At 42.2% G+C, this 24,892-nt stretch carries 18 protein-coding genes; 10 read left to right on the top strand and 8 right to left on the bottom strand.

What is annotated here, in order from left to right; all coding sequences use genetic code 11:
• Positions 1-26: 26 nt before the first annotated feature.
• Positions 27-1,289: an HhoA/HhoB/HtrA family serine endopeptidase gene (locus tag V7L31_RS05975; RefSeq protein WP_334695397.1), complete on the bottom strand. Its 1,263-nt coding sequence runs from the start codon at positions 1,287-1,289 to the stop codon at positions 27-29.
• Positions 1,290-1,440: 151 nt separating this feature from the next.
• Between V7L31_RS05975 and dnaA the strand changes: the two genes are divergently transcribed.
• The 4 genes from dnaA to V7L31_RS05995 all read left to right on the top strand — a co-directional run bounded on the left by dnaA (position 1,441) and on the right by V7L31_RS05995 (position 8,671).
• Positions 1,441-2,823, top strand: coding sequence for a chromosomal replication initiator protein DnaA (dnaA, locus tag V7L31_RS05980; protein ID WP_334695398.1), 1,383 nt, complete (start codon positions 1,441-1,443; stop codon positions 2,821-2,823).
• Positions 2,824-3,211: 388 nt separating this feature from the next.
• Positions 3,212-5,887 (top strand): sensor histidine kinase, encoded by a 2,676-nt coding sequence (locus V7L31_RS05985; RefSeq protein ID WP_334695399.1) that lies wholly within the window; start codon positions 3,212-3,214, stop codon positions 5,885-5,887.
• 63 nt (positions 5,888-5,950) lie between these two features.
• Entirely contained in the window at positions 5,951-7,804 is a 1,854-nt protein-coding gene (locus V7L31_RS05990) for a PAS domain-containing sensor histidine kinase (protein WP_334695400.1), read from the top strand.
• A 90-nt stretch (positions 7,805-7,894) separates the two neighbouring features.
• Complete coding sequence (locus V7L31_RS05995) at positions 7,895-8,671, top strand: Uma2 family endonuclease (RefSeq protein WP_334695401.1); 777 nt, start codon at positions 7,895-7,897, stop codon at positions 8,669-8,671.
• 174 nt (positions 8,672-8,845) lie between these two features.
• On the opposite strand, the gene ligA is transcribed toward V7L31_RS05995, so the two are convergent.
• Positions 8,846-10,882: an NAD-dependent DNA ligase LigA gene (gene ligA, locus V7L31_RS06000; protein ID WP_334695402.1), complete on the bottom strand. Its 2,037-nt coding sequence runs from the start codon at positions 10,880-10,882 to the stop codon at positions 8,846-8,848.
• Between the two features lie 527 nt (positions 10,883-11,409).
• Here ligA and V7L31_RS06005 point away from each other — a divergent pair.
• Together V7L31_RS06005 and V7L31_RS06010 are read left to right on the top strand one after the other, a co-directional pair.
• Entirely contained in the window at positions 11,410-12,366 is a 957-nt protein-coding gene (locus V7L31_RS06005; RefSeq protein WP_334695403.1) for a hypothetical protein, read from the top strand.
• 111 nt (positions 12,367-12,477) lie between these two features.
• Positions 12,478-13,488 (top strand): glycerophosphodiester phosphodiesterase, encoded by a 1,011-nt coding sequence (locus tag V7L31_RS06010; protein ID WP_334695404.1) that lies wholly within the window; start codon positions 12,478-12,480, stop codon positions 13,486-13,488.
• Between the two features lie 92 nt (positions 13,489-13,580).
• On the opposite strand, the gene V7L31_RS06015 is transcribed toward V7L31_RS06010, so the two are convergent.
• From V7L31_RS06015 to V7L31_RS06030, 4 genes are all read right to left on the bottom strand, one after another.
• Positions 13,581-14,276 carry an SAM-dependent methyltransferase gene (locus V7L31_RS06015; RefSeq protein ID WP_334695405.1) on the bottom strand — a complete coding sequence of 232 codons (696 nt, stop codon included), beginning with the start codon at positions 14,274-14,276 and terminating at the stop codon, positions 13,581-13,583.
• Positions 14,277-14,491: 215 nt separating this feature from the next.
• The gene (locus V7L31_RS06020; protein WP_334695406.1) at positions 14,492-15,586 is read right to left on the bottom strand and encodes an iron-containing redox enzyme family protein; all 1,095 of its coding nucleotides are present in this window, start codon (positions 15,584-15,586) and stop codon (positions 14,492-14,494) included.
• Between the two features lie 244 nt (positions 15,587-15,830).
• On the bottom strand, positions 15,831-17,666 hold the full coding sequence (locus tag V7L31_RS06025; RefSeq protein WP_334695407.1) for a peptidoglycan D,D-transpeptidase FtsI family protein: 1,836 nt from the start codon (positions 17,664-17,666) through the stop codon (positions 15,831-15,833).
• A gap of 20 nt (positions 17,667-17,686) precedes the next feature.
• On the bottom strand, positions 17,687-18,370 hold the full coding sequence (locus V7L31_RS06030) for a hypothetical protein (protein WP_334695408.1): 684 nt from the start codon (positions 18,368-18,370) through the stop codon (positions 17,687-17,689).
• Between the two features lie 494 nt (positions 18,371-18,864).
• Here V7L31_RS06030 and V7L31_RS06035 point away from each other — a divergent pair, with 494 nt between their 5' ends.
• From V7L31_RS06035 to V7L31_RS06050, 4 genes are all read left to right on the top strand, one after another.
• Positions 18,865-19,074 (top strand): hypothetical protein, encoded by a 210-nt coding sequence (locus tag V7L31_RS06035; protein ID WP_334695409.1) that lies wholly within the window; start codon positions 18,865-18,867, stop codon positions 19,072-19,074.
• 504 nt (positions 19,075-19,578) lie between these two features.
• Positions 19,579-19,911, top strand: coding sequence for a hypothetical protein (locus V7L31_RS06040; protein WP_334695410.1), 333 nt, complete (start codon positions 19,579-19,581; stop codon positions 19,909-19,911).
• Positions 19,912-20,074: 163 nt separating this feature from the next.
• Positions 20,075-22,366, top strand: a complete 2,292-nt coding sequence (gene glgB, locus V7L31_RS06045) for a 1,4-alpha-glucan branching enzyme (RefSeq protein WP_334695411.1) — start codon at positions 20,075-20,077, stop codon at positions 22,364-22,366.
• A gap of 522 nt (positions 22,367-22,888) precedes the next feature.
• Positions 22,889-23,140, top strand: coding sequence for a hypothetical protein (locus V7L31_RS06050; protein ID WP_334695412.1), 252 nt, complete (start codon positions 22,889-22,891; stop codon positions 23,138-23,140).
• Positions 23,141-23,630: 490 nt separating this feature from the next.
• On the opposite strand, the gene recR is transcribed toward V7L31_RS06050, so the two are convergent.
• Positions 23,631-24,188, bottom strand: a complete 558-nt coding sequence (gene recR, locus V7L31_RS06055) for a recombination mediator RecR (RefSeq protein ID WP_414518217.1) — start codon at positions 24,186-24,188, stop codon at positions 23,631-23,633.
• Positions 24,189-24,416: 228 nt separating this feature from the next.
• Positions 24,417-24,680, bottom strand: a complete 264-nt coding sequence (locus V7L31_RS06060; RefSeq protein WP_334695413.1) for a hypothetical protein — start codon at positions 24,678-24,680, stop codon at positions 24,417-24,419.
• Positions 24,681-24,892: the final 212 nt, after the last annotated feature.

Raw genomic sequence — 24,892 nt, forward strand, 5'->3', positions numbered from 1 at the left:
GAATGACTAATGACTAATGACTAACATCATCCTTCACGTCTTACGGGCAAAGCAGCAGGTTGGACTCCTACTTGGACAATTTTGCCATTGCGTTCTACTTCTATTGGTAATTTAGTACCGATTTTGCTCTTTTCTACTAGCTTTTGTACTTCTTCAATTTTAGTTACAGGCTGGCTGTTAATGCTTTTGATTACATCACCAACTCGTAGTCCGGCTATAGATGCAGGCGATCGCGGCACAATCTCTACCAGCAAAACGCCCTCATCTGCTGTAAGATTTAAGCGATCGCCTGCGACGTTTTTGATTCTTTCTTTATTTTCTGGTGTCAATGTCACCATCTGAACACCCAAATAAGGATGATCCACCTTACCTGTAGCGATTAATTCTTGGGCAATTCTTTGCACAGTGTTAATGGGGATAGCAAATCCCAAACCTTGAGCGCCTCGAATAATCGCTGTGTTCATCGCAATCACTTGACCACGAGCATTGAGCAATGGGCCACCAGAATTACCAGGGTTAATCGCAGCATCCGTTTGGATGTAATCAACCCGCTTATCACTAGCGCCGATGTCGCTACTAGAACGACCTGTAGCACTAATAATCCCAGAAGTGACGGTATTATTCAAGCCTAATGGATTACCGATGGCAATTACAGCCTCTCCTGGTTGCAAAGCGTCGGAGTTACCCACAGATAAAGTTGGCAGATTATTCGCATCAATTTTAATCGTAGCCACATCCGTTACCGGATCTTCACCCAAAACTTTACCATCAAAAGTCCGGCCATCTTTAAGTGTGACAGTCACTCTATCAGCACCATCTACTACATGAGAATTGGTGACAATTTGACCTGAAGAATTAATAATAAATCCAGAGCCACTACCCCGCTCTACACGTTGTCTAGCCTGTGGGGTTCCCTCTCCAAAAAACCGCCGGAAAAATGGATCGTTGTTAAATTCGTCTGGTACGCGAGAAGTAATTGTTCGAGAAGAATCAATGCGAACTACCGCAGGCCCCACTTGTTGCACTACTTTCACTATAAAATTAGGATCTCCAGATGAAGAGAAAATCGGCGGGGGGACAATTGCCGAATTGGGTTCTATTGTCTTTTGGGCTTGAGTCTGGTTTTGTTGAGCCTCAATTGTCTTAGCAGGTAGAAGAGAGCAGCTCCCCAGGAACACCACTGCTACCCCGGATGAGAGCATTCCCAGAATATTATTTACCCCCCATCTGTGGGGTAAAGACCTGGTATTTATCTTTTTGGGCGCTGAGTGATGGTTTGTTGTCTTCATGTGTCGTTGCTTCTCCCTTGTCAGTCAGTGGGTGTTAGGATCTTGCCTACTGGGTATGTCCCAAAATGATTACAACTTAAAAGCTTATTTTAGGTCTAGCGTGTCTCAATGCTAAATTGATGCTTTCTCTTCTATTGTGACGTGGTGGATAATGGAAATTCCCATAGAAAGTCTGTGGAGTCAGGTACTAGAGCGCCTAAAGCTTGAATTATCCCGACCTACCTTTGAAACTTGGATTAAAACTGCTAGTGCGGAGCGATTAGAAAATAATTGCTTGGTTATTCGCACTCCTAACCCATTTGCTCGTAATTGGTTGCAGAAGTATTACATCAATACCATTGCTCATGTAGTACAAGATATTCTCGGTCATCCGGTAGGAATTTACATTACTGTTGCTCAAGGTGAAGAAGTTTCTCATTTTAGTGAACGAGAGGTTTCTTGGGAATCACCAAATCCCAATACTATTTCTGAAGCTGTTCCTAATCACAATCATAAAACTACTGAACTAAACTCTAAATATGTCTTTTCCAGATTTGTAGTTGGTGCTAACAATCGGATGGCTCACGCAGCTTCTTTGGCAGTTGCAGAATCTCCAGGGAAAGAGTTCAATCCTTTGTTTTTATGCGGTGGCGTCGGTTTGGGCAAAACTCATCTCATGCAGGCTATTGGTCATTATCGCTGGGAAATTTGTCCTGATTGTAAAATATTTTATGTTTCTACTGAGCAGTTTACTAATGATTTAATTACAGCGATTCGGAAGGATAGTATGCAGAGTTTCCGAGAGCATTACCGAGCCGCGGATCTTTTATTAGTTGATGATATTCAGTTTTTAGAAGGAAAAGAATACACTCAAGAAGAATTTTTTTATACTTTTAATACTTTACATGAGGCTGGAAAACAAGTTGTCATTGCTTCTGACCGTCCTCCTAACCAGATTCCTAGTTTACAAGAACGTCTTTGTTCTCGGTTTTCTATGGGGTTAATCGCGGATATCCAAAAGCCGGATTTAGAAACGAGAATGGCAATTTTGCAGAAAAAAGCTGAAGATGAAAATATTCTGCTTCCCCGCGATGTGATTGAGTATATTGCTTCTAACTATACTTCTAATATTCGAGAATTAGAAGGAGCTTTAATTCGGGCGGTGGCTTATATTTCTATTTGGGGCTTACCGATGACGGTAGAAAATATTACACCAGTTTTAGAACCGCCTAATGAAAAAATGGCAGCTACCCCAGAAGCGATTTTAAAGGTTGTGGCGGATAATTTTGATGTTTTAATAGACGACCTTAAAGGAAACTCGCGCCGAAGAGAGATTAGCTGGGCGCGTCAAATAGGGATGTATTTAATGCGTCAACATACATCCTTGAGTTTGCCGAGAATTGGCGAGGAATTTGGTGGTAAAGACCATACAACGGTGATTTACAGTTGTGAGAAAATTACCCAACTTCACCAGAGCGATCGCACTCTAGCACAAACCCTACGCCAACTGAGCGATCGCATCAATATCACTAGCCGTTCCCGAAAACCATCATAAAAATAGATCAAGTTTTCCACAACCCGCACTCTGAATCATTTGTCTAGATGGCTCAAGAATTAGTCAAGAATTAGTCAAGAATATTAAGTAACGTATAAAAATTGATTAAATTTAACTGAAATTGTGGAAAAAACTGTGGAAAACTTCGTATTTTCCTGGTTAAACTTAATTAAGTATAATTACCTTGTGGAAAAATATCAGAGTTTTTCCACAAGTTTTCCACAGATGTAAAGCAACTTGCCTAACGACTACAACTGAACTGATTCTAACCCTGACAAATGGTTCACCCGATTGGGTGTATGCGATCGCAACATCCAGAACTACTCTGAAAGTAGAGCCACTTTTTTTTGCTGTTAGTGATCTTGCCGACAGCTAAAAAACTTTCACAATGGCTATGATTGCCTTGAATATTATGCCAATTGCTTATATATCAAAGGGTCTAAGAGTGGATGAAACTGTAAAATCACCGCATAAAGCAGATTTTTCACCAGAGAAGATCACTCTCTTGGAAACAACTGCTGCCAATTTACCGGGGATAATTTTTCAAATTCTGCAACGGCAGGATGGTTCTATATTTATCCCTTATATTAGTTCTGGTTGTAAATATTTGTATGAATTAGAACCAGAAGCTATACAGGCAGACTATCAGGTGCTATATAGACTGATTCATCCACAGGATATACAAGCTTTTGTAGAATCTATTACTGTTTGTCGCACCACTGGTAAACCTTTGTATTGGGAAGGTCAGATCGTTACACCTAGTGGAAAACTTAAATGGATTCAAGTTACTTCGCAACCCATACTACAAGAAGCAGGCAATTTGCTTTGGAATGGCTTAGTTATGGATATTACAGAGCAAAAACAAGCCCAAGAAAAATTGCAAGCGAGTGAGGCGCGCTATCAAGCCATTTTAGATGCTATCCCTGATTTGATGTTTCGTATCAGCCGTGATGGCGAGTATCTAGATTTGAAAAATGACGGAGCAAATGTCACTCTTTCGCGAGAAGAAATAGTTGGCAAACATTTGGAAGAGTTATTGCCTAGTGATGTTGCAGCTATTAGCCAAGTAGCCATTGCTAAAACTTTAGATTCTGGAACTTTACAAACTTGTGAATATAAACTACCAACGCCTTTGGGAATCAGAGATTATGAGGCGCGGTTGGTAGTAAGTGGTCAAGATGAAGTCTTAGCAATTGTTCGAGATATCACAGATCGGAAACAAGGAGAAGTCGCTTTACAAAATCTTGCTCAAAAATTTGCCAAAGCTTTTAGTTGTAGCCCCGATTCAATTACCATTAGCACGCTCCAAGAAGGACGTTTCATCGAAGTTAACGACAGTTTTGTGGAACTCTCAGGTTATGAACGAGATGAGGCGATTGGTAAAACTGCTTTTGAGTTAAATCTTTGGGTACACGATCGCGATCGCCAAAACTTAGTACAAGAGTTGCAAACTACAGGAGTGGCTCGGAACTTGGAAATTGAATTTCGGCAAAAGTCCGGCGAGATAATTACAGCGCTGCTTTCAGCCGAAGTCATTGATTTAAATGGCATTTCCTGCATTTTAGCAGTGCATCACGACATTACAGAACGCAAACAGGTAGAAGCACAATTACGCCTTTGTGCCCAACGCGATCGCTTGTTGGCAGAAACCCTGGTGCGAATTCGGTCTTCCCTTAACTTAGAAGAAATTCTGCAAACCACCGTGACGGAAGTCAGGCAATTTTTGCAAGCAGATCGAGTTTTTATTGCTTTAAACAATGCCAACTTGGGAATCAGAACTCTTGCCGAATCAGTAGATCCCAAGTATCCATCAGTCTCAGGTTGGTCTACTAATGACGAAGCTTATCTACAAGAATTGCGAAACTTACTAAAAGATAATTTCGTGCGTGTCGTTGAAGACATAACGCAACTAACCATATCTCCGAAAGTCAAAGCACACTGCGAGAAATTCCAAACGAAAGCTAGTCTGGCTATACCAATTATGCTAGGTGACGAATTATTTGGGGCCTTAATTGCCAATCAATGCTCCGGTTCACGTCATTGGCAGCCAATAGAAATTGATTTGTTACAGCAGATGTCAGAACAGGTAGCGATCGCCATTCACCAAAGCCAGATATACCAAAAATTAGCAGAACTTAACACTAATTTAGAACACCAAGTAGAAGAACGAACAGCACAATTGCAACAGAAAATGCAAGAAGTTGAAAACTTGCATCGCGTCAAAGATGTTGTTTTGCATACTGTTGCCCACGATTTACGAACTTCGGTAATGGGTAACTTGATGGTATTAAAGAATTTGTTAAATCAGGGAGTAGGGGCTGGGGGCTGGGGGCTAGGGACTGGGGAGCAGGTAAAAAGGGCACAAGGACGAGTTATTGAAGATGTCTCTCCCTTGTCTCTTCTCAATCCCCATTACCCCTTATCCTCAGAGGGGACCCCACCTTCCTCAATCCCCAATCCCCAATCCCCAATCCCAATATCTCGCTCAATTATCGAGCGGATGGTTCAAGGCAACGATCGCCAACTAACAATGATTAACTCATTGCTAGAAATTAATTCCTGTGAAAAACAGGGTATTGAAATCAAACACGAACCCGTGCAACTTAGCACCATACTGGGAGGAACATTTGCCCAGTTGGAACCAATGCTGACACAAAATCAAGCGACTCTGAAGAACTTGGTTCCTGCCGATTTACCGTTAGTAATGGCAGATGGGACTAAGTTGCAAAAAGTTTTGATAAATTTAATCACACATAGCTTGCACAATAATCCACCAGGATTAAACCTTACCCTCAGTGCCACCGTTGAGGCGGGAATGATTCGCACTCAGATTCAAGATGACGGTGTAGTAATGAGTAAACTAGAGTGCGATCGCCTCTTCGATCTCCATGTCCGCGATCCCCAAGACTGTTGCTCTACAAGCATTGGCTTAAAAATGTATCTTTGTCGGAAAATTATTAAGGCGCATGGCGGCAACATTGGTGTTATTAGTAACCGCAAGCGGGGATTAACTTTTTGGTTTACACTACCTTTAGCAACTTCATCTGCGACAATTCACCCATAAATCACCAAAAAATGAGAGGGTGTTAATTATGGCAATGTTGAGTAAGGGAAACACCCTCAAGGTATGGGCAAAGTTGCTCGGATGCTAATGGCTACTCCATTTAGAACAGTGCAAAGCTGGTGGAGAAAAACCTTTTCTGCACCAACAACAGATCAAATCACTACTCTTTACAAAGCTTGGCGTAACCGTTTCTTGTGGCAGAGATTACGTTTATGGTTATGGCTGGCGCTGATTTGTCTGTTTTCTTTTACTTTGCGAGATATTTACAGCTTATTTTTTCCGATTGCGGAGTTGCAACAGCTACCAGAAGTACTTACAACTCAACGCCTTGTAATCAATATTGCAATGCTGCTGAGTATATTGATCTGCTTGGCTTTACATAAAACTAAGTTAGGTCGTCGTCATCCAGATTTATTATTTTTGGGGTCTTCTTGGTCAATTAGTTTAGCATCGCAATTATTTGCAACTCTTAGAGGTTTTGCGCTACCCGATACCATCGGTTGGTCGCTGCTGTTTTTGAGCCAAGCTGTGTTGATGCCCATCTCCTGGATTCTTCACTTGCTAACTCAACTGAGTGTGCTGGTTTACTATTTTGGTGTGAATACGGCACTTGGGCTAAAAACACCAATGCCCGAACATCCAGAAATATATAATGTCACGTTCATTTTATACATTTTTTGGTTTTGTACTATATGTGACATGGGTGTTTATCTGTACGATCGCCTGCAATGTTCTGAGTTTTACGCCCGTCAAGAATTAGAATCTGCCTATCAGAAACTCAAGATTGCAGAAGCTAAATATCGCAGCATTTTTGAAAACGCCGTTGAAGGCATTTTTCAAAGCACTCCCAATGGACGTTACATTACAGCAAATCCTGCTTTAGCAAGAATTTATGGCTATTCCTTACCGGAGGAAGTGACAGCAAATTTCACTGATATTGAGCAATTGTACGTCGATCCGAACCGCCGGGCAGAATTTGTGCGCTTGATGGAAAAGTATGGCAGTGTTTCGGAATTTGAGTCCCAAATTTATCGCCAAGACGGGAGTATTGTCTGGATTTCAGAAAAAGCCTACGTAGTGCGTGACGAACAGGGAAAACTGCTTTACTACGAAGGTTTGATTGAAGACATTACGCAGCGTAAGCAAACTGAAGAAGAACTAAGAGTATTTTTCCATGCCGTTTCCCACGACTTACGCAACCCAGTGCTGGGTACTTTAATGGTATTGAAGAATTTGTTAAATCAGGGAGTGGAGAGCAGGGAGCAGGGAGCAGGGGGCAGGGAGCAGGGGGAAAATACCTCTCCTCTGCCCCCCGCACTCCGCCCCTCTGCCTCTTCCCAATCCCCAATCCCCGTTTCACGCTCAATTTTAGAGCGGATGATTCAAAGTAGCGATCGCCAACTGAACTTAATTAATTCGTTGATGGAAACTCATGTTAGCGAGGTGCAGGGTGTTGTTTTGCAACATGAATCAGTACAATTACTGACAGCTATCAAAGCTGCGATCGCTGATTTAGAGCCATTACTAGCACAAAATCAAGCCAAACTGACAAATCTGGTATCCGCAGATTTGCCTTTGGTGAATGCCGATCCTACGCAACTATGGCGAGTTTTTTCTAACTTAATTGTCAATGCGTTGAAACATAATCCCCCTGGATTGCTTTTGACAATCAATGCTACCCGTAAAGATGACATGATTTACTGTACTGTCAGTGATAACGGCGTAGGAATTAGTAAACAACAAAGCGATCGGCTTTTTGACCTTTACTTTCGGGGTGCAAGTATCGGCAATTCTGTAGGTTTGGGATTAGGGTTGTATCTATGTAAGCAAATCATTCATGCCCACGGCGGTGAAATTGGTGTCAACAGTGCATTGAATGCAGGGGCAACATTCTGGTTTACCTTACCTATTAGCTGAGTGAAGTACTGGTTTGTGTAATACCAGTCCTCAATGCCTCCATAGGCATCCTAGAAGCGATAAGATCGTAAATAAATTCATGCTGTGTTTATGGCAACCCAACTCAGCCAAGCCAAATCACCAACAGAACTGGTCATCACTTGGGAAGCCTTACCCAAGGATTTTCAACTAGAGGATGAACCAGTGGAGAATACAGGTCAGCCGCTTTTGGCTGGTGCTTTGCGTGAAAGTCTAGAAATCAGTGGATTCATTCAACCCCAGATGTTGATCGCTTCCAACTTTGGTCTTTGTGCAACAGTCAACGGGCAATTTATCGCCAAAGCACCTGACTGGGTTTATGTGCCGTTGGTTAATGAAATTGTCGGTAATCGCAAAAGTTATACACCCAATTTAGAAGGAAATATCCCCGCGATCGCCATCGAATTTTTATCCGATACTGAAGGTGGAGAATATTCGGTAAAGCGATCTTATCCACCAGGAAAATGGTTTTTCTACGAACAGATTTTGCAGATTCCCATTTACGTGATTTTTGAACCTAATGGCGGTTTATTAGAATATTATCAACTAGAAAATCAACGTTACGAGTTAAAGCTACCCGATGAAAATGGTCGTCATTGGATTGACGCAATGGGATTATTTTTGGGAACTTGGCAAGGAACAAAAGAAGGGCGCACTGGTTATTGGTTGCGCTGGTGGGATCAAGCTGGGAATTTGTTACCGTGGGCTGTGGAACAGATTGAACAAGAACGTCAACGTGCTGAAAAAGAAAGTCAACGCGCTGAACAAGAACGTCAGCAAAAAGAAAGACTAATTGCTTATTTGCAATCTCAGGGTATTGATCCAAATAATTTGCCCCAGTTCGAGTAAGACTAATTCATGTAGACACATTCGCACAGATCCACATATTTATCCTTCCCAATCCCCAATACCTAGTACAGCACGGCGTAAATAAACCACCCATTCCAAACCAATGAAACGCTTACGCTGTATTCATTTTTAATTTTTAATTCCGCCTTGCGGTACTAGTCACCAATCCCTAATTCAGTCTTCAATCATCTCTAACAATTGCGCCTCGGTTAACTGCGTAATTCCCAGAGAAACCGCTTTTTCTAACTTAGAACCGGCATCTTCTCCTAAAACTAAATAATCTGTTTTTTTACTCACTGAATCAGTCACTTTCCCGCCAGCTTTTTGAATCAAAGCCTTTGCTTCATCACGCTTTAGGGTTGGCAATGTACCCGTAATTACAAAAGTTTTACCTGCGAACTTTTGATTACCATCGCCAACTGTTTTTGTCTCCTCGGTAGCAGTTAATTGCAATCCTTCTGCTTGCAAGCGTTCTATCAATTTTTGGTTGGCATCAATTCGAAACCACTGATACACCGATTGGGCAATTTCAGCACCAATACCGTAAATGCCTTCAATATCTGATTGCTTTGCTGTGGCTAACTGGTCTACAGTGAAATATTTCTGAGTCAACAATTGGGCATTGACGCTGCCAACGTGACGGATGCCTAAACCATATAATACCCTTGACCAAGGTTGATTTTTTGATTGAGCGATCGCATCCACTAACTTCTCTGCCGACTTTTTCCCCATTCTTTCTAATGCAGATAATTTCTCTGCTGTCAACTCATATAAATCGGCAACGGAATGTACCAAACCTTTATCAACAAGTTGATATACCAACTTTTCGCCTAAACCTTTAATATCTAAGGCATCACGACTTACCCAATGTTCAATGGAACCTTTAAGAATCGCCGCACAGGAAGCATTGACGCACCGAGTCACCGCCTCACCTGATTCTCGCACCACAGGTTGACCACAGACTGGGCAATGGGTGGGCATCACGAAGGGTTCAGTATCAGCCGGACGGAGTTCTTTGATTACCCTCAGTACTTCTGGAATGATTTCCCCAGCTTTGCGGACAATGACAGTATCGCCAATGCGAATATCTAATTGAACAATGCGATCGCTATTATGTAAAGTTGCACGCGAAACAGTTGTCCCCGCCAATTGCACCGGGCGCATCTCGGCTAACGGTGTTAAAGCCCCCGTTCTCCCAACATTTACAGCAATATTTTCCACACGGGTAGGCGCTTCTTCGGCTGGGTACTTTAAGGCTACTGCCCAACGGGGGAATTTCTGGGTAAACCCCAGCTGTTCCTGAAGTTTAAAAGAACTTAGCTTCACTACTACCCCATCAGTCATGTAGGGTAAATTCAGCCGTTCCGTATCCCAGTATTCATAATATTTTGCCACTTCTGCGATCGAAGCACAGAGTTTGTGGTTAGGGTTGACTCGAAAACCCATCTTTTCCAACAACTCCAACGCTTCCCATTGGGTATTGGCAATACTGGTGTCATCTCTACCAGGAATATGCAAGGTGTAGCCAAAGAAATCTAACCGCCGTTTAGCCACAATGCGCGAGTCTAGTTGTCTGAGTGTACCAGCTGCGGCATTACGGGGATTAGCAAATAATTGCTCGCTGGCTTTTTGCCTTTCCTCGTTGATTTGTTTAAACACTTCCAACGGCAAAAACGCCTCGCCTCGCACTTCCACCCTTTCGAGAATTTCTAACCCTTCAAAATTCAAACGTAAGGGAATTGAGCGAATTGTCCGCACATTTTGGGTGATATCTTCACCCGTCACCCCATCACCTCTAGTTGTCCCTCTAACTAGAATGCCATCTTGGTAGGTAAGAGCCAAAGCAGAACCATCAATTTTCAGTTCAGTAACATATTCCACTGAATCTATTTTCGGTATTTGTCGCCGCCAACGCTGATCCCAGGCTTGCAATTCATCAATATTGAAGGCATTCTCCAGACTGTACAAGGGGATATTATGCCGCACCGAAGTAAACTGCGTTGCTGGTCTCTCACCCACGCGCTGAGTCGGACTATCGGGTGCTGTCAACTCTGGATATTGAGTTTCCAGTTGTTGTAATTCTCGATATAGCTGGTCATAGACTGCATCCTCCATAATGGGAGCATCTAGGACGTAATAAGCATAGCTAGCTTGTTGCAATAACTGGCGCAATTCTTCTGTGCGCTTTACTTCCGGCTTAATCTGTGTCATTAGGATTATTACAAAATATCTAGACGAATATAATTTAAAAATGAGCAAACCTGCATAGCCAGGCTTTTGTTTAGATAACCGCGACTGACCGTCGTCGAGTCAAGGTACTTCCCATAAAAATTGAGTTTGGTTAATTAGCTTGCCTTAACAGAGGTACTTTGAGCAAACACTACTATTTTTCTAGGTTAATTAATTTAATACCAATCGTCGCATCCATCGCTAGACCTAAAATTTTACGTACAGCGCTTCCTGACAATAAATCATTCCCTGTTGAAAACCTCAAAATAATTTTTTCTAATATAAGTAATTCTAAGATACCAAGTATCACGTATTCAGATTAAAGCAAAATAATATACTTACTACCCTTAAACAAAATATCAGTATCTTGAATTCTGGAATCGTCTGTAAATCAAGAGTATCTATAATTGTCGGCACTGCTCCCTGGTATTGCATAAAAAACAAATACCAACCTATTTAGTTAGTGCAGCCGAAAACCTAATACATTATTACAGATTGATTTTACTAATATGTTCATCCGCTCTTTATCTTTAACATTTACAGCCTCTAGTGCTGTGTTACTTTCAAGTTTAGTCAGTTCCGCTTTTGCCGCTCCCAATAATTTTGCTAATAGTGTTGGCAATACCGATACAAACACAAAGGTACTTGCTCAAAATATTATCCAGTTAAAGAAAATTCCTCATGGCACAATACAAGCAATAGCTAACGGACAAGACCGATATGCCGCTATTTGGGTGAAGTCTGGTGGTGCAGCTTGGGAGGCGCGACATGGGTTGACCTCGGCCCAGTATCAAGCAACTTTTGACAAACTGGTTGGTGAAGGATATCGGTTGATTGATGTCAGTGGTTATGGTGTGAATGGACAAGACCGATACGCGGCTATTTGGGTGAAGTCTGGCGGCCCAGCTTGGCAAGCACGACATGGATTGACCTCAGCCCAATATCAAGCAACTTTTGACAAACTGGTTGGTGAAGGATATCGATTAGTTCACGTTAGTGGTTACAGTGTCAACGGAAAAGACCGATACGCTGCCATTTGGGAGAAGTCAGACGGCCCAGCTTGGGAGGCGCGACATGGATTGACCTCGGCCCAGTATCAAGCAACTTTTGACAAACTGGTTGGTGAAGGATATCGGTTGGTTGATGTCAGTGGTTATGGTGTGAACGGACAAGACCGATACGCAGCTATTTGGGTGAAGTCAGACGGCCCAGCTTGGCAAGCGCGACATGGATTGACCTCAGCCCAGTATCAAGCAACTTTTGACAAACTGGTTAGTGAAGGATATCGATTAGTTCACGTTAGTGGTTATAGTGTGAACGGACAAAACCGATACGCAGCTATTTGGGTGAAGTCAGACAGTCCAGCTTGGCAAGCGCGACATGGATTGACCTCAGCCCAGTATCAAGCGACTTTTGACAAACTGGTTGGTGAAGGATATCGATTGGTTGATGTCAGTGGCTACTAGACAATAAGTTAAAATTCAAACGAAAAACATTTATGCAGGTGGTAGCTTAATGTTTGCCATCATGTGCTACCATCTTTCTCTTTTATGCCAATTTTTGAGGCAGGGAAAGTAATGAGTAGAACTTTGCAAGATGTATCTCCAATTATCATTGCACACCGAGGCGCTAGCGGCTACCGTCCCGAACATACTTTAGCTGCTTATGAGTTAGCGATACTGAGCGCTGATTATATTGAACCTGATTTAGTTTCTACCAAAGACGGCGTTTTAATTGCTCGTCACGAAAATGAGATTTCTGAAACTACCGATGTTGCAAGCCATCCAGAATTTGCTTACCTGCAAACTACCAAAATAATTGATGGCGAAACCAAAACTGGCTGGTTTACTGAAGACTTTACCCTAAGAGAACTGAAAACACTACGAGCTAAAGAGCGAATCCCCCAACTGCGCTTTCAAAATACTGCCTATGATGGACTCTTAGAGATTCCTACGCTGCAAGAAATCATCGATTTAGTCAAGGTTAAAAGTCGCGAAATTAATCGGGAGATTGGCATTTACCCAGAAATTAAGCACCCAACTTACTTTCAATCTATTGGATTGGCTCTAGAAGCCCCACTACTTGCAACTTTAACAACCAACGGTTATCAGGGAGCTAACGCACCTGTTTTCATTCAGTCTTTTGAAGTGAGTAATTTACAAGAATTATCTACAAAGACAGATTTACCTTTGGTGCAATTGCTGAATGACAGTGGTAAACCTTATGATTTTGTCATTAGTGGTTGTGAAAGCACTTATGCAGATTTAGTTACAGCATCAGGCTTAGAAGAAATTGCTAAATATGCAAAAGCAATTGGAATTCATAAAAATTTACTGGTTCCGAGAGATAGCAATGGTAAATTGCTATCGCCTACATCTTTAGTCACAGATGCTCATGCGGCAGGTTTGCTGGTTCATGTCTGGACTTTCCGCAATGAAGACTACTTTTTACCCCTGGATTTCCTTGAAAATCCCCAAGGTGAATATGAACTATTTTTCAATTTAGGTGTTGATGGCGTATTTAGTGATTACCCAGATACGGCTTTCGCAGTGAAGGAGAAACTTCAATTTAAACTTGGTTCCTCATGAAATTCAGGATGATAAAATCAAAGTTGTAGTAATGAGCAACAAAATCCCCAACTGATTCATTCAACAAGTTGGGAATCTGAGACTCTCAATTTTCACAAACTAGTCATCACCTGAGCTAATTGATTAGATAAATCAATTGCAGACTCCTGGCATTTCTTAAATAAAACTCCAGCTAAAAAATAATAATCGCCAGAATAAAATGCCATCTGATTTTTTTGGAGTTTTTCGATGTGCTTCTTTACCTTGGGATCAGAGCTATAGTAGCCAAACTGCAAAGGTAAAACCATGAAGTTTTGAACATAATAACCATTTTCTTTGGCTATGTTTAACGTATTTATGGGATTAGAAAAGCTAGATATTAAAACCAACACATTTTCATAACCTAACGATAAAAGCTCGTTAGTAATTGTGGCTCCATCCACGCCCCCAAATAAGAGTGGCATATAAATATCATTATCTGGTGCTGGGAGATAGGGAGGATTGGCTACAAGATACTTGGCATCTGGCTGAGAAGCATTAAACAAAGATGAATTATGGATAATATATTTATTAGTGAGATTGTATTCATCGATGGTTGAATTTGCGACTTTCCATGCAGAAGTATTTAATTCAAATCCCTGGATGACTCCATCAAAGTTGTTTCTCAATAAGGAATTAATTACAGGGCTACCATCTCCTGAACCAAACTCCACAATAGATTCAGAATTTTGACAATTTCTGATCACAAAGCTTTCTAAGCAATTGGAGTAGAAATTGGATTCTTCAGGACAAAAAAAGATATCTTTCATTTAACTGCAATTTAACTGTAATGTACAATTAGCAAGAAAGTTATTTCTTGCCTTCATACAAGGCAAGAAAAACTGTTCCTTTAGCAACTCTTTGCTGAAGAAATGTATTTGCAGGTGAGTAAGCAATAAAATGACTTAGAAATGTCAAATTAAAAGGCTAAAAATAACCTGCTATTTATAGTTTTTTGGATTGTTTATACGAGTCAAGCCAATAATTATGCTTCGCGTATTGCTTGCACAACAGCATCAGCGGCGCGATCGCTCATGAGTTTCTCCTGGTCATAGCCAAGCAAAAGTTCCCATGCATCATTCGGATACCGTTCTGCCAAAGACAAAGCCACATCATCTAACATCCAACGTCCGTGGCGTTCATCTTCCCTGATGTGCAGTTCCCAATAACCCATCGCCGCTTCTGACAGTTCCAATCGCTGCGCTGCCGCCAGATAGTTTTTATAAGCCGCAGGGCCAGCCACCTCAAAATATGTCAACGCGCCACTGTAACGCAAGAAATAGCGTTTGCGATCGGTAGTCAGAAAGTTATGATTAGCAGCGGCTAAGACTTGCCAAGGGACTAAATCAAAGTATCCTTCTGGTTCAGTGTTCATCCCAAATTCAGCCAGCATTTGGGCAAAAAATGTCGAATGCTTGCGCGATAAACGACCATTGCCGTATTCTTCTATTAGTACTCGCACCAGCGTACACTGCACTTCATTAGCAGCACCACCCAATACGTAGCAAAGACGACTACCTTCAACCAAGCCATCAAAGGAGCCGATTGCTAGTAAGTGACGATACCCAACTTCACTCATTTCCTCACGAATGTAGCGGCTACTCTCCGACAAAGGCGGATTTAAATCAGCAGAAGCACGCTCAATTAAAGCGTGTTTTACATCCAATTGTTGCAGTGCAGCCACATCGAGTTGGGCTAATTCCCACTGTTGCCAAGCAGTTTCGATTTGGTCACGATATGAGTACAGATAAAGCGATCGCTCATTGGTATAGTTTTGTAAATCGTCGTACCAAAACAGCTTTAGCCGATTAATTCGATAAAGTATTCGTTGGAGAAAACGGTGAGCCTGTTCATCAGAGCGATCGTTTCCATAAGCAGCGCCAATTGCCATAGAGAGCGTCTGTTCAAACTCACTAGCTTTTACAGGATTTGCATCCAGTTTCTTATCCAAATCCTCCATTGCTAGCAATTCTATAAATTGCTCCTCAGCACGCTCGTATTTGGTAATTGTTCTTTCTTCAGTTTGCGTGCTATTTTTCGCAGCTCCAGCGTTAGGAAATATAACTAAATTGCTTTGCATGGAATCTTCGGTAGCTTTAGAAAAAGTGAGAAATTACTTTCACCTCTAATATCTAGGTTTCCACACCAGTAGCTTTCTGTACCTCTTTCCCTGGTTATAAAGAAAAATTAAGTTTCAGACAAAAAGGGCATTGAAAAGAGGTAGAGGGGCAGGGTGCGGGGGGCAGAGGAGAGGTATTTTCCCCCTGCCCCGTGCTCCCTGCCCCCTACTCCCTGCCCCCTACTCCCTACTCCCTGCTCCCTACCTACGGCACTTTCTGCTGCTCAATTACCTTACTAGGCGGAATCTCCTCAAGAGGAATCAGCGCTTCAATTACTGACTTGACAATTGGGGCGGCGACAGTAGAACCATAAGCACTTTCTCCTTTTGGTTCATCCACTAATGCAAATACTACATATCGAGGAGATTCCACGGGTAAAATAGCCACGAAGCTGGTCATTCTCGCACCCTTGATATATCCGCCATTGGCACTAGCTTTTTGGGCTGTACCAGTTTTACCAGCAATACGATATCCCGGAATTTGTGCCGCCTTACCGCTACCTTGAGTAACAACAGTTTCCATCATTTCCAAAACCTTTTGGGCTGTTGCGGCTGAGAAAATTTGGCGGGGGGTGGTGTGATTTGGTGAATCATGCATCTGTCCTTTGCTATCAATCAGCCCGCGAACTACATGGGGTGTAACCAACTTACCGCCATTAGCTAAAGCACCGTGCATTTGTACTAGCTGTAATGGTGTCATAGAAAAGCCTTGCCCAAAGGAAGTAGTAGCTGGTTCAATTGGCGAAGCAATAAATTCTTCTTGACTTTTGAGCCGTCCGCCGACTTCAAAAGGTAAATCTGTATCAACTTTTTGTCCTAGCCCCAAGCGTTCTAGCCAGTTGTAGTAAATTGAAGGTTTTAAGCGTTGGATAATTTGCACCATCCCAATGTTGCTGGAATATTGCAAAATCTGAGCGATGCTGATTCGCCCGTTACCATTATTCATGGCATTTTTGATGGTGTAATTAGCGACTCGAATAGAACCAGAGTCATTAAACATATCATCTGGTTTGATGACACCATTTTCGAGAGCGATCGCTACATTCAAAGGCTTAAAAGTCGATCCCGGTTCATAAAGATCCGCCACCGTCCAGTTTTTAAATAGTGAAATATTAGCTTTAGCGTATTCATTAGGATTATAAGTGGGCTGAGAAACGAGGGCGAGTAAGGAACCATCCAAGGCATCCATGACAATTACCGCCCCACGTTTGGCGTCAAACTTCTCCATTTGTTGTTTGAGCGCAATTCGAGCAATTCGTTGCAAACGGCTATCAATCGTAAGTTGCAGTCGCAAATCATCAAAATGCAAAAAACCTTCAGGTGCATGATCCGGCATTAGTACCCCATTCCCCGACCGACTAAGCCGCACCGTTTGCACAGGACGTTCTAACAACTTCTCTTGAGAATATTCCACACCTGCTTGACCACGACGGTCAACATTCACGTAGCCCACCACGTCAGAAACCAAATCGTCTGGTGGATAATATCGGGAGTATTTTTGAGTCCACTCCAGGCCATTTAAGCGCAAAGAGATGACGCGATCGATAATTTCTTCTGGTAAGGCAGGCGCAAGTATAATTCCGCTTCTTTTGCTTTCAAAAGTTTTCACCAATTCAGCAGTATCTTTTGCCAATATTGGGGCAAGTCGCTCTGCCATCTCTTCATTAGACTTATCAAACAGCTTGGGATGAGCGTACAAAGTATATACAGGACGGTCAATCGCCAGCAGATTACTATTGCGGTCTACCACTGGGCGACGGGGCATAAAAGGTCGCACATTCACCATTTGCTGGTTCCGTGCCTGCTCAGTTAACTTTGGCCCCTTGACAATTTGTAAGTTATATAAGTTGATAGCCAAGCCCAACCCTGATGCCATTAATACGCCCCAGACGATGAACAATCGGGACTTAATGCTGGATGTTTGATCTTGGATATTAGAGGCTAATTTTCCTAAAAGCCCTAATTTATAACCCTTTTGTTGCCTTGTTAGTCCTGGATTCCGAAACTTTCGGAATTTTGTTCTGCTTGGTGACTTCTGCATTGGGTTCTGACGAATTAGGATTAGTATCCCAGTGGCGAGAGTGTTTGCGGTTGCGTTTCAGAATTTGGCGTTGTGTTAGACGATGCTTGCTTAGGACTTTGAGATACTGGGGGCAAGAAAATCATCCCTTCAGGAGTTGGCGATACCAAACCTGCTGTTGGTTGTTCTGCTTCGTTAGCCATTTTATTTTTCAGTGTCGCGGTGGTTGTAGTTAGCAGCCGCTCATGACGTTGGAGGTTTTGCAGTCTGCGATATGACTGACCCCAAAGCTCTTGTGAATATACCGTCCAGCCATACACAGCGAGTGTTGATGCTACTAACAAAAACGCTAAAACTGATGAATAACGATGAAAGGTGTACAAGCGCAGCAACCACAAAGGTGTCGCTCCAGAATTAGGCATTGTGGGAAGGTCAACAAAACCTAGCCCCCTACTCTTCTGATTCGGATTCAACTGCTCATTGAGATTTGGAACTTGTCGTCTACCCAAATCTTTCACTGATTTAGCTACAACTGGCTCATTTGTGGCAGAAACCGCTAACTTTTTCGAGGAACGCTGTTGTCTTTGAGAGGATACTGGTGGTGGAGAAACGCTCTGTGCTGCTGACTCCAAGCGTGCAGGGCGTCGCCTCCCTAAAGAAAGGATAGAATCTCGCCAGAACCAATTAGCCTTTGCAGAAGCACTAGATTTACGAGCAACTACCATAATTTTTTTAGATAGAAAATACTGTACTTGAGATTGATTGTCTTAATTGTCTGTTTTTGCTGAGGTTAAAATCACCTTCCATACAACAAGCACACATAACAGGCTAGACCCTTTTAACTTTTCTGATAGGTAGCTGTACCAGTGTTTGCATCCCGTGGATATCCAATGTTTGTAATCAGCGATTAAAAATTGGACAGCTTAACCTTTAGGTATCGCACCTAAAGTATGGCAACGTCGGGTAGCAAGGTGCAATACTCTATGAAAAAAATAAAATTTTTTGCTATCATAGCTCGGTTTGCTAGAGAATTTGGTAATTTTCGTTTTGCTCTTGAGTTTAAGAGAAACTCATCAGGATGCGTAATCCCAAAAAGAATACCCCGAAGGATTGTTTTTTTTAAGTATGTAATCTCGCAGAATTAAAAAAAAGCAATAAATACGGTATCGTATTCAACAGGCGAAAAATTGTTCTAGCCACAATTGGTGAAAGAGGAGTTATGAAAACAAAAATCTTTGGTTTTGCTCTAATGTTAAGTCTGGCTGCAATTCTCGGAGCCTGTGAAGGTGGTGGTGGTGGTACTGGTACTGCTACTCCCGCTGCTACAGGTGAACCAACTGATGCACCTGCTCCTGGTTCTACTCCTGCAACGACTCCCGTAGCACCTGCAACGACTCCCGCTGCTACTCCTGCTGCTACTCCTAAATAAGGCATCTTAAACTTTAGTTTAAATCGCGCCCAGAACTGCTTAGTGACAGCGTTCCTGATTACATAGCTTAAATTAATTAGGTTCGCGTAAAAACCTACATGTTTTATGTTGGCTCAAATATCAGCTAAGTAGGGCAAGAATTAGAGGGCACTGGTAAAGAGGGTTCCTTCCTCAACCAAGTGTCCGCCTGAAATTCCCGCCCTATCGAACTTTTTTCGATTCTAAGTGAGTTGAGTTGTGTGAATCTCAGCCATTTTGTACGGAAGATACTTCCCTCTTTTGGTATTTTGAATTGCTGAGACTACTGAATTTGGAGAGGGCAAATAATCTAATTTATTGCGATCGCTAGCTGGCAATTGCTCTTGAGCATTCCCCGTAGTCTTTCCTATATCAGAAAAGACCTGGTAATGTCACTTGATATTGCCAGATTTTTATTGCAAAAATTTAGGTATGGGGCATGGGAAAAATAGATTTTCATCCTGCGTTGTGAACGCAGTTTAGAATATGGGGAGAGTGAAAGCGAGAAAGGCGATAAAATTACTGAGCTTAATTGTGATTAGTGCAACTTTGCTTATATTAAGTAGCGATTGGGGGTCATCTGTAATCGCCTTACCGCCACCAGAGGATACACCAGAAGAAATATTACGGACACAGATTATCATAGAAGCGCGATCGCCTATTGATGGAAAATTTCTCACAGCTGCCGAATACATCCAATTGCAAGCCCAGCTGCAAGAAGTCCCGCCACCAAAACTAGACCCCAAAATTCGAGAACAGATTTACTTGCTTCGCTTACGTAAAACATTATTTCAGTTTTTCCCATTTTTAAATTTTTAATAAATTAGTCATTAGTCTTGGTCTACCCAGTCCCCAATCCCCAATCCCCCATTCTGATGTAGGATAACGGTGGCGACAAAATTGCAAATAAATGTAAAGAATATATATAGATAGTTTAAAAAAGTAGATTTAGTCAATCACGTTATTTCACTTAGGTAGCTTCATGTCCATGACCACGATCGCCCCTGAACAGGTTAACAGCATCGTTTGGAATCAGCATAACGATCCCTTTGAAATACTAGGTTCTCATCCCATAGAACAAGACGGTAAAACCGTCTGGGCTGTGCGGGCCTACTTACCAAATGCAAGTGCAGCCTGGGTTGTTCTTCCTGAACAACGGAAAGAATACCCAATGCAAACGGTGCATCATCCCCACTTTTTTGAATGCACGATTGACACTCCAGAACTGGCAAACTACCAATTACGGATTAAAGAAGGGGAACATGAGCGTGTCACTTATGACCCTTACGCCTTCCGTTCTCCCAACTTGACAGACTTTGATTTGCATTTGTTTAGTGAAGGCAATCATCACCGCATATACGAAAAACTGGGAGCGCACACCACAGTAATAGGCGGTGTTAAAGGCGTTTATTTTGCAGTTTGGGCACCTAACGCTCGCAACGTTTCATTATTGGGAGACTTTAATCTCTGGGATGGGCGTAAACACCAGATGCGTAAAGGCCCCACCGGAATTTGGGAATTGTTTATTCCTGAAATCGGCGTGGGAGAGCATTACAAATATGAAATCAAAAATTTTGAAGGGCACATTTACGAAAAATCCGATCCCTACGGTTTTCAGCAAGAACCCCGCCCGAAAACCGCATCCATTGTCACTGATTTAGATTCTTACAGTTGGAGTGATGAAGACTGGATGGAAAAGCGGCGTCGCACTGAGCCTCTCACCCAGCCCGTCTCAGTCTATGAAGTGCATTTAGGTTCTTGGTTACACGCTTCGAGTGCCGAACCAGCAAAACTCCCCAATGGTGAAACTGAACCTGTAGTTATCGTTTCGGAACTTAAGCCCGGCGCACGGTTCCTTACCTACCGAGAACTAGCCGAGCGACTCATTCCTTATGTCAAAGAATTGGGATACACCCATATAGAAATACTTCCCATTGCGGAGCATCCCTTTGATGGTTCTTGGGGTTATCAAGTAACTGGGTACTATGCCCCCACCTCACGTTTTGGCAGCCCCGAAGATTTCATGTATTTTGTTGACAAATGTCACCAAAATGATATAGGGATAATTGTAGATTGGGTTCCCGGTCACTTCCCCAAAGATGGGCATGGTTTAGCTTTCTTTGATGGTAGCCACCTATACGAACACGCAGACCCCCGCAAAGGCGAACACAAAGGATGGGGTACTTTGGTGTTCAACTACGGTCGCCATGAAGTCAGTAATTTCTTATCAGCAAATGCCCTCTTCTGGTTTGATAAATACCACATTGACGGGATTCGTGTCGATGCTGTTGCCTCGATGCTGTATAACGATTACTGTCGCGAACCAGGAGAATGGTTGCCTAACCAGTACGGCGGCAGAGAAAACCTAGAAGCAGCAGATTTTCTGCGTCAGGTAAATCACATTATCTTTAGCTATTTCCCCGGTATTCTCTCAATTGCGGAAGAATCTACTTCTTGGCCAATGGTATCTTGGCCCACCTATACAGGCGGACTTGGTTTTAACTTAAAGTGGGATATGGGCTGGATGCACGATATGCTGGATTACTTCAGCATGGACCCTTGGTTCCGCCAGTTCCACCAAAACAACATCACCTTTAGTATGTGGTACAACCACAGCGAGAACTTCATGCTAGCTCTGTCCCACGATGAAGTCGTGCATGGTAAGAGCAATATCATCGGCAAAATGCCGGGGGATACATGGCAGAAGTTAGCGAATGTGCGTTGTTTATTTAGCTATATGTTTGCTCACCCAGGCAAGAAAACCATGTTTATGAGCATGGAGTTTGGGCAGTGGAGTGAGTGGAATGCTTGGGCAGATTTGGAGTGGCATTTATTGCAGCATGAAGCCCACCAAAAGTTAAAAACGTTTTTCCAAGAATTGAACCATCTCTACCGTTCTGAACCAGTTTTGTACACCCAGGATTTTGCTGAACCGGGGTTTGAATGGATTGACTGTAGTGACAATCGCCATAGTGTGGTTTCCTTCATGCGACGCGACAAGGATTCTGATGATTTTGCGATCGTCGTTTGCAATTTTACACCACAACCCCATTCTCATTACCGCATCGGTGTACCGCAAAAGGGATTTTATACGGAGTTGTTCAATAGTGATGCGCGTCAGTATGGCGGCAGCAATATGGGCAACTTAGGTGGTAAATGGACGGATGATTGGTCTTTGCACAGTCATCCTTATTCGCTGGATTTGTGTTTGCCACCTTTGGGTGTGTTGATTCTCAAGCTGGATAAGAAGAAGACTGCTGAGGTGATTGGATAATAATTTGGGGTGGGCATCGCCCACCCTTAATTTTTGTTTAAGATCAAAGATAAATCACTGTCAATACGCTTCAGTTAAGGTTTTTTGATGAAAATTATAGATCGCAAAGACGCGATAAATTGCCGTCAAGACAAAAGACTGATTATTGTAAAGACGGCGATTCATCGCGTCTCTTGTCTTAACCAAATGAAAAAATAAACAATCTTGCACAATATCTTAGTGGAGATAAGCTGAGGTGCTATTAAAGGCTACGCCTATACACTTCTAGAACTAGCTGTAGAATCAAAGTAAAAGGGCAGGCATATCTAGATTGCAAATGATAACCAAAACATTGAAACTGAAATTTATCGAATAGAATTCAGGAGTCAGAATTCAGTTGGGTATTCTGTATGACTGGCGGACAGCGCAGCGTTAGCGAGTCTTGTCTGCGACACACTACGCGACCGAGCGTCTTGATTCTGACCGGAGGCAGAGCGTCTCCGGCTCCGCTCCTGAATTCTTCTTCAATGGTATCTGAATAGTATGACAGACGTAACAGATTTATCAAAAAAAATTGCTAACAAAGACGACAATTCATTAATTCTGCCAGATGTAAACTTACAGTCACAAGATGACGTAGAACTTGAGCGAAAACTGCGAGAACTCAAGTTTAAACAAGAACTAAGAAAAGATTGGATTTTATTTATTGTTAGAGATGTAATAATTTTTCCTGCCGCCATCTTTTTTATTTTTACTGTCAGCGGTTATTCTTTATTTATTCAGATTCATCGTTGATACAGCGCTTACGGCTATTATTATGCAATACAGTTTTTATCCTCGCCCTCTCCTTTCAAAGCTTTTAGATTTGAGAATGTACCTCATAGCTGCCGTAAGTGCTGTATCTGATGATATGTAGCAATTTTATCTAATCGCTTTTTTGCTTGGTCTAACCATGTTACTAAAGCTCTTACTCGCATCAGTTCATTTGCTAGATTAAATATTCATTGTACTTAAATCTTGAAGCCGTTTTTCATCAGAACTTTCTGTCCAAGTACAATTGATTTGCTTGTGCCTTGCTCTTGATTTTTCATGCTCAAAAAGGTGCGTTAGATATCACACCTTTTTGAGGTTACCTACTTATTGCTCTGTTATTGTCAGACTGGCTTATCTTAAGGGGTAAGACCCCCTATTCGCCACCTGCATCTGTAAAAGTTGTCGGGGATATAGCAGCCCAACAACATTAATGGGACAGACTACTAGAAAGTCATTTGACTTTGACTAAAATTTAATCTAATTCCCGCCGTCCTTCTAACGCTCTCGCCAAAGTCACTTCATCTGCATACTCCAAATCGCCACCCACAGGTAAACCAAAGGCAATCCGCGTTACCTTCGTAAATGGTTTAAGTAGCTGACCGATATACAGTGTTGTTGTCTCCCCTTCTACACTCGGACTAATTGCGAGAATTACTTCTTGAGGTTTTTGCTGACTCACCCGACGCTGCAAAGCCAGTATATTCAACTGATCTGGTCCAATTCCATCAATTGGCGAAATCACACCACCCAAAACGTGATATTTACCTTTGTATTCGCGGGTTTTTTCCAACGCAATCACATCGCGAGGATCTGCAACAACACAGATAGTATTATTGTCACGGTTGGCATTGCGGCAAATTTCACAAACAGGTTCAGCAGATAAGTGAAAACAAACAGAACACAAGCCGATCTGTTTTTTTGCTTCAATTAAAGCTTGTGCCAAAGCTTCTACTTCTGCTTCTGGTCGCTTCAAAATATGCAAAGCCAGTCGTTGGGCACTTTTGGGGCCAACTCCCGGTAGGCGTTGCAATTGTTCAATTAACCGTGCTAAAGGGCGTGCGTAAACCGTTGTCTTGTCTCCAGAATGTTTTTACTTTAACTATGATGACATTTTTACAGGATTTTTTGGTTATTTAATATTCTGACCCGATGAATACTTATAGGATGACTTTTGTCGTTCACGTACTAGTTCAGACAATCCGCAGTCTTTTAAGTTTTGGTAAAAACTCTCGTCTTTTGGTATACGGAGTTTTGCAAGTTAACGTATTGCATCTTCTAGCTCTTTGACACGATTTAAATGGTGAGCCAAACTAGCTGCTTGCTCTATAACGGTAGGATTGTACTCTCGGCGTATAAACTGTTTCGCCGATTCGAACGCACCTTCCAAATCTCCATTACCTTTCAAAGTTTCTATTGCTAAAAAGATGAGCGAACCTCCTAGCTGCTTCGGAGGAATATCTGGAATTAATCTGGCTGAAATCTCAATTTGACCTAGCTTCAAAGGTGTTCTAGCTGCAATCAATTTTGCTTGGATTTGGATATCATCATCAAGTTATTGATCCTCATACAAAGGAAAAACAACATCAAAGCTTTTAGAATATTTTTCTAAATCTTCCAATATATCTAAACAAAAAGCGCCCCCCTTTCGGGAGAGCGCTTTTTAATTTAGCGAAACTTCAGAATTAACCGTTGATAGCAGGAGCAGTCAGAGCTACAGGAGCAGAATCGGCAGCA

Origin of the sequence: Nostoc sp., from assembly GCF_036916655.1 — a bacterium.
Classification (GTDB): Bacteria; Cyanobacteriota; Cyanobacteriia; order Cyanobacteriales; family Nostocaceae; genus Nostoc.

Coding starts and splice junctions, on each gene's coding strand:
- dnaA (WP_334695398.1), top strand. CDS start 1,441: ATGGAAATTCCCATAGAAAGTCTGTGGAGTCAGGTACTAGAGCGCCTA.
- V7L31_RS06005 (WP_334695403.1), top strand. CDS start 11,410: ATGTTCATCCGCTCTTTATCTTTAACATTTACAGCCTCTAGTGCTGTG.
- V7L31_RS05975 (WP_334695397.1), bottom strand. CDS start 1,289: ATGAAGACAACAAACCATCACTCAGCGCCCAAAAAGATAAATACCAGG.
- glgB (WP_334695411.1), top strand. CDS start 20,075: ATGTCCATGACCACGATCGCCCCTGAACAGGTTAACAGCATCGTTTGG.
- V7L31_RS06040 (WP_334695410.1), top strand. CDS start 19,579: ATGGGGAGAGTGAAAGCGAGAAAGGCGATAAAATTACTGAGCTTAATT.
- V7L31_RS05990 (WP_334695400.1), top strand. CDS start 5,951: ATGGGCAAAGTTGCTCGGATGCTAATGGCTACTCCATTTAGAACAGTG.
- V7L31_RS06010 (WP_334695404.1), top strand. CDS start 12,478: ATGAGTAGAACTTTGCAAGATGTATCTCCAATTATCATTGCACACCGA.
- V7L31_RS06035 (WP_334695409.1), top strand. CDS start 18,865: ATGAAAACAAAAATCTTTGGTTTTGCTCTAATGTTAAGTCTGGCTGCA.
- V7L31_RS06030 (WP_334695408.1), bottom strand. CDS start 18,370: ATGGTAGTTGCTCGTAAATCTAGTGCTTCTGCAAAGGCTAATTGGTTC.
- V7L31_RS06025 (WP_334695407.1), bottom strand. CDS start 17,666: ATGCAGAAGTCACCAAGCAGAACAAAATTCCGAAAGTTTCGGAATCCA.
- ligA (WP_334695402.1), bottom strand. CDS start 10,882: ATGACACAGATTAAGCCGGAAGTAAAGCGCACAGAAGAATTGCGCCAG.
- V7L31_RS06050 (WP_334695412.1), top strand. CDS start 22,889: ATGACAGACGTAACAGATTTATCAAAAAAAATTGCTAACAAAGACGAC.
- V7L31_RS05985 (WP_334695399.1), top strand. CDS start 3,212: ATGGCTATGATTGCCTTGAATATTATGCCAATTGCTTATATATCAAAG.
- V7L31_RS05995 (WP_334695401.1), top strand. CDS start 7,895: ATGGCAACCCAACTCAGCCAAGCCAAATCACCAACAGAACTGGTCATC.
- V7L31_RS06020 (WP_334695406.1), bottom strand. CDS start 15,586: ATGCAAAGCAATTTAGTTATATTTCCTAACGCTGGAGCTGCGAAAAAT.
- V7L31_RS06015 (WP_334695405.1), bottom strand. CDS start 14,276: ATGAAAGATATCTTTTTTTGTCCTGAAGAATCCAATTTCTACTCCAAT.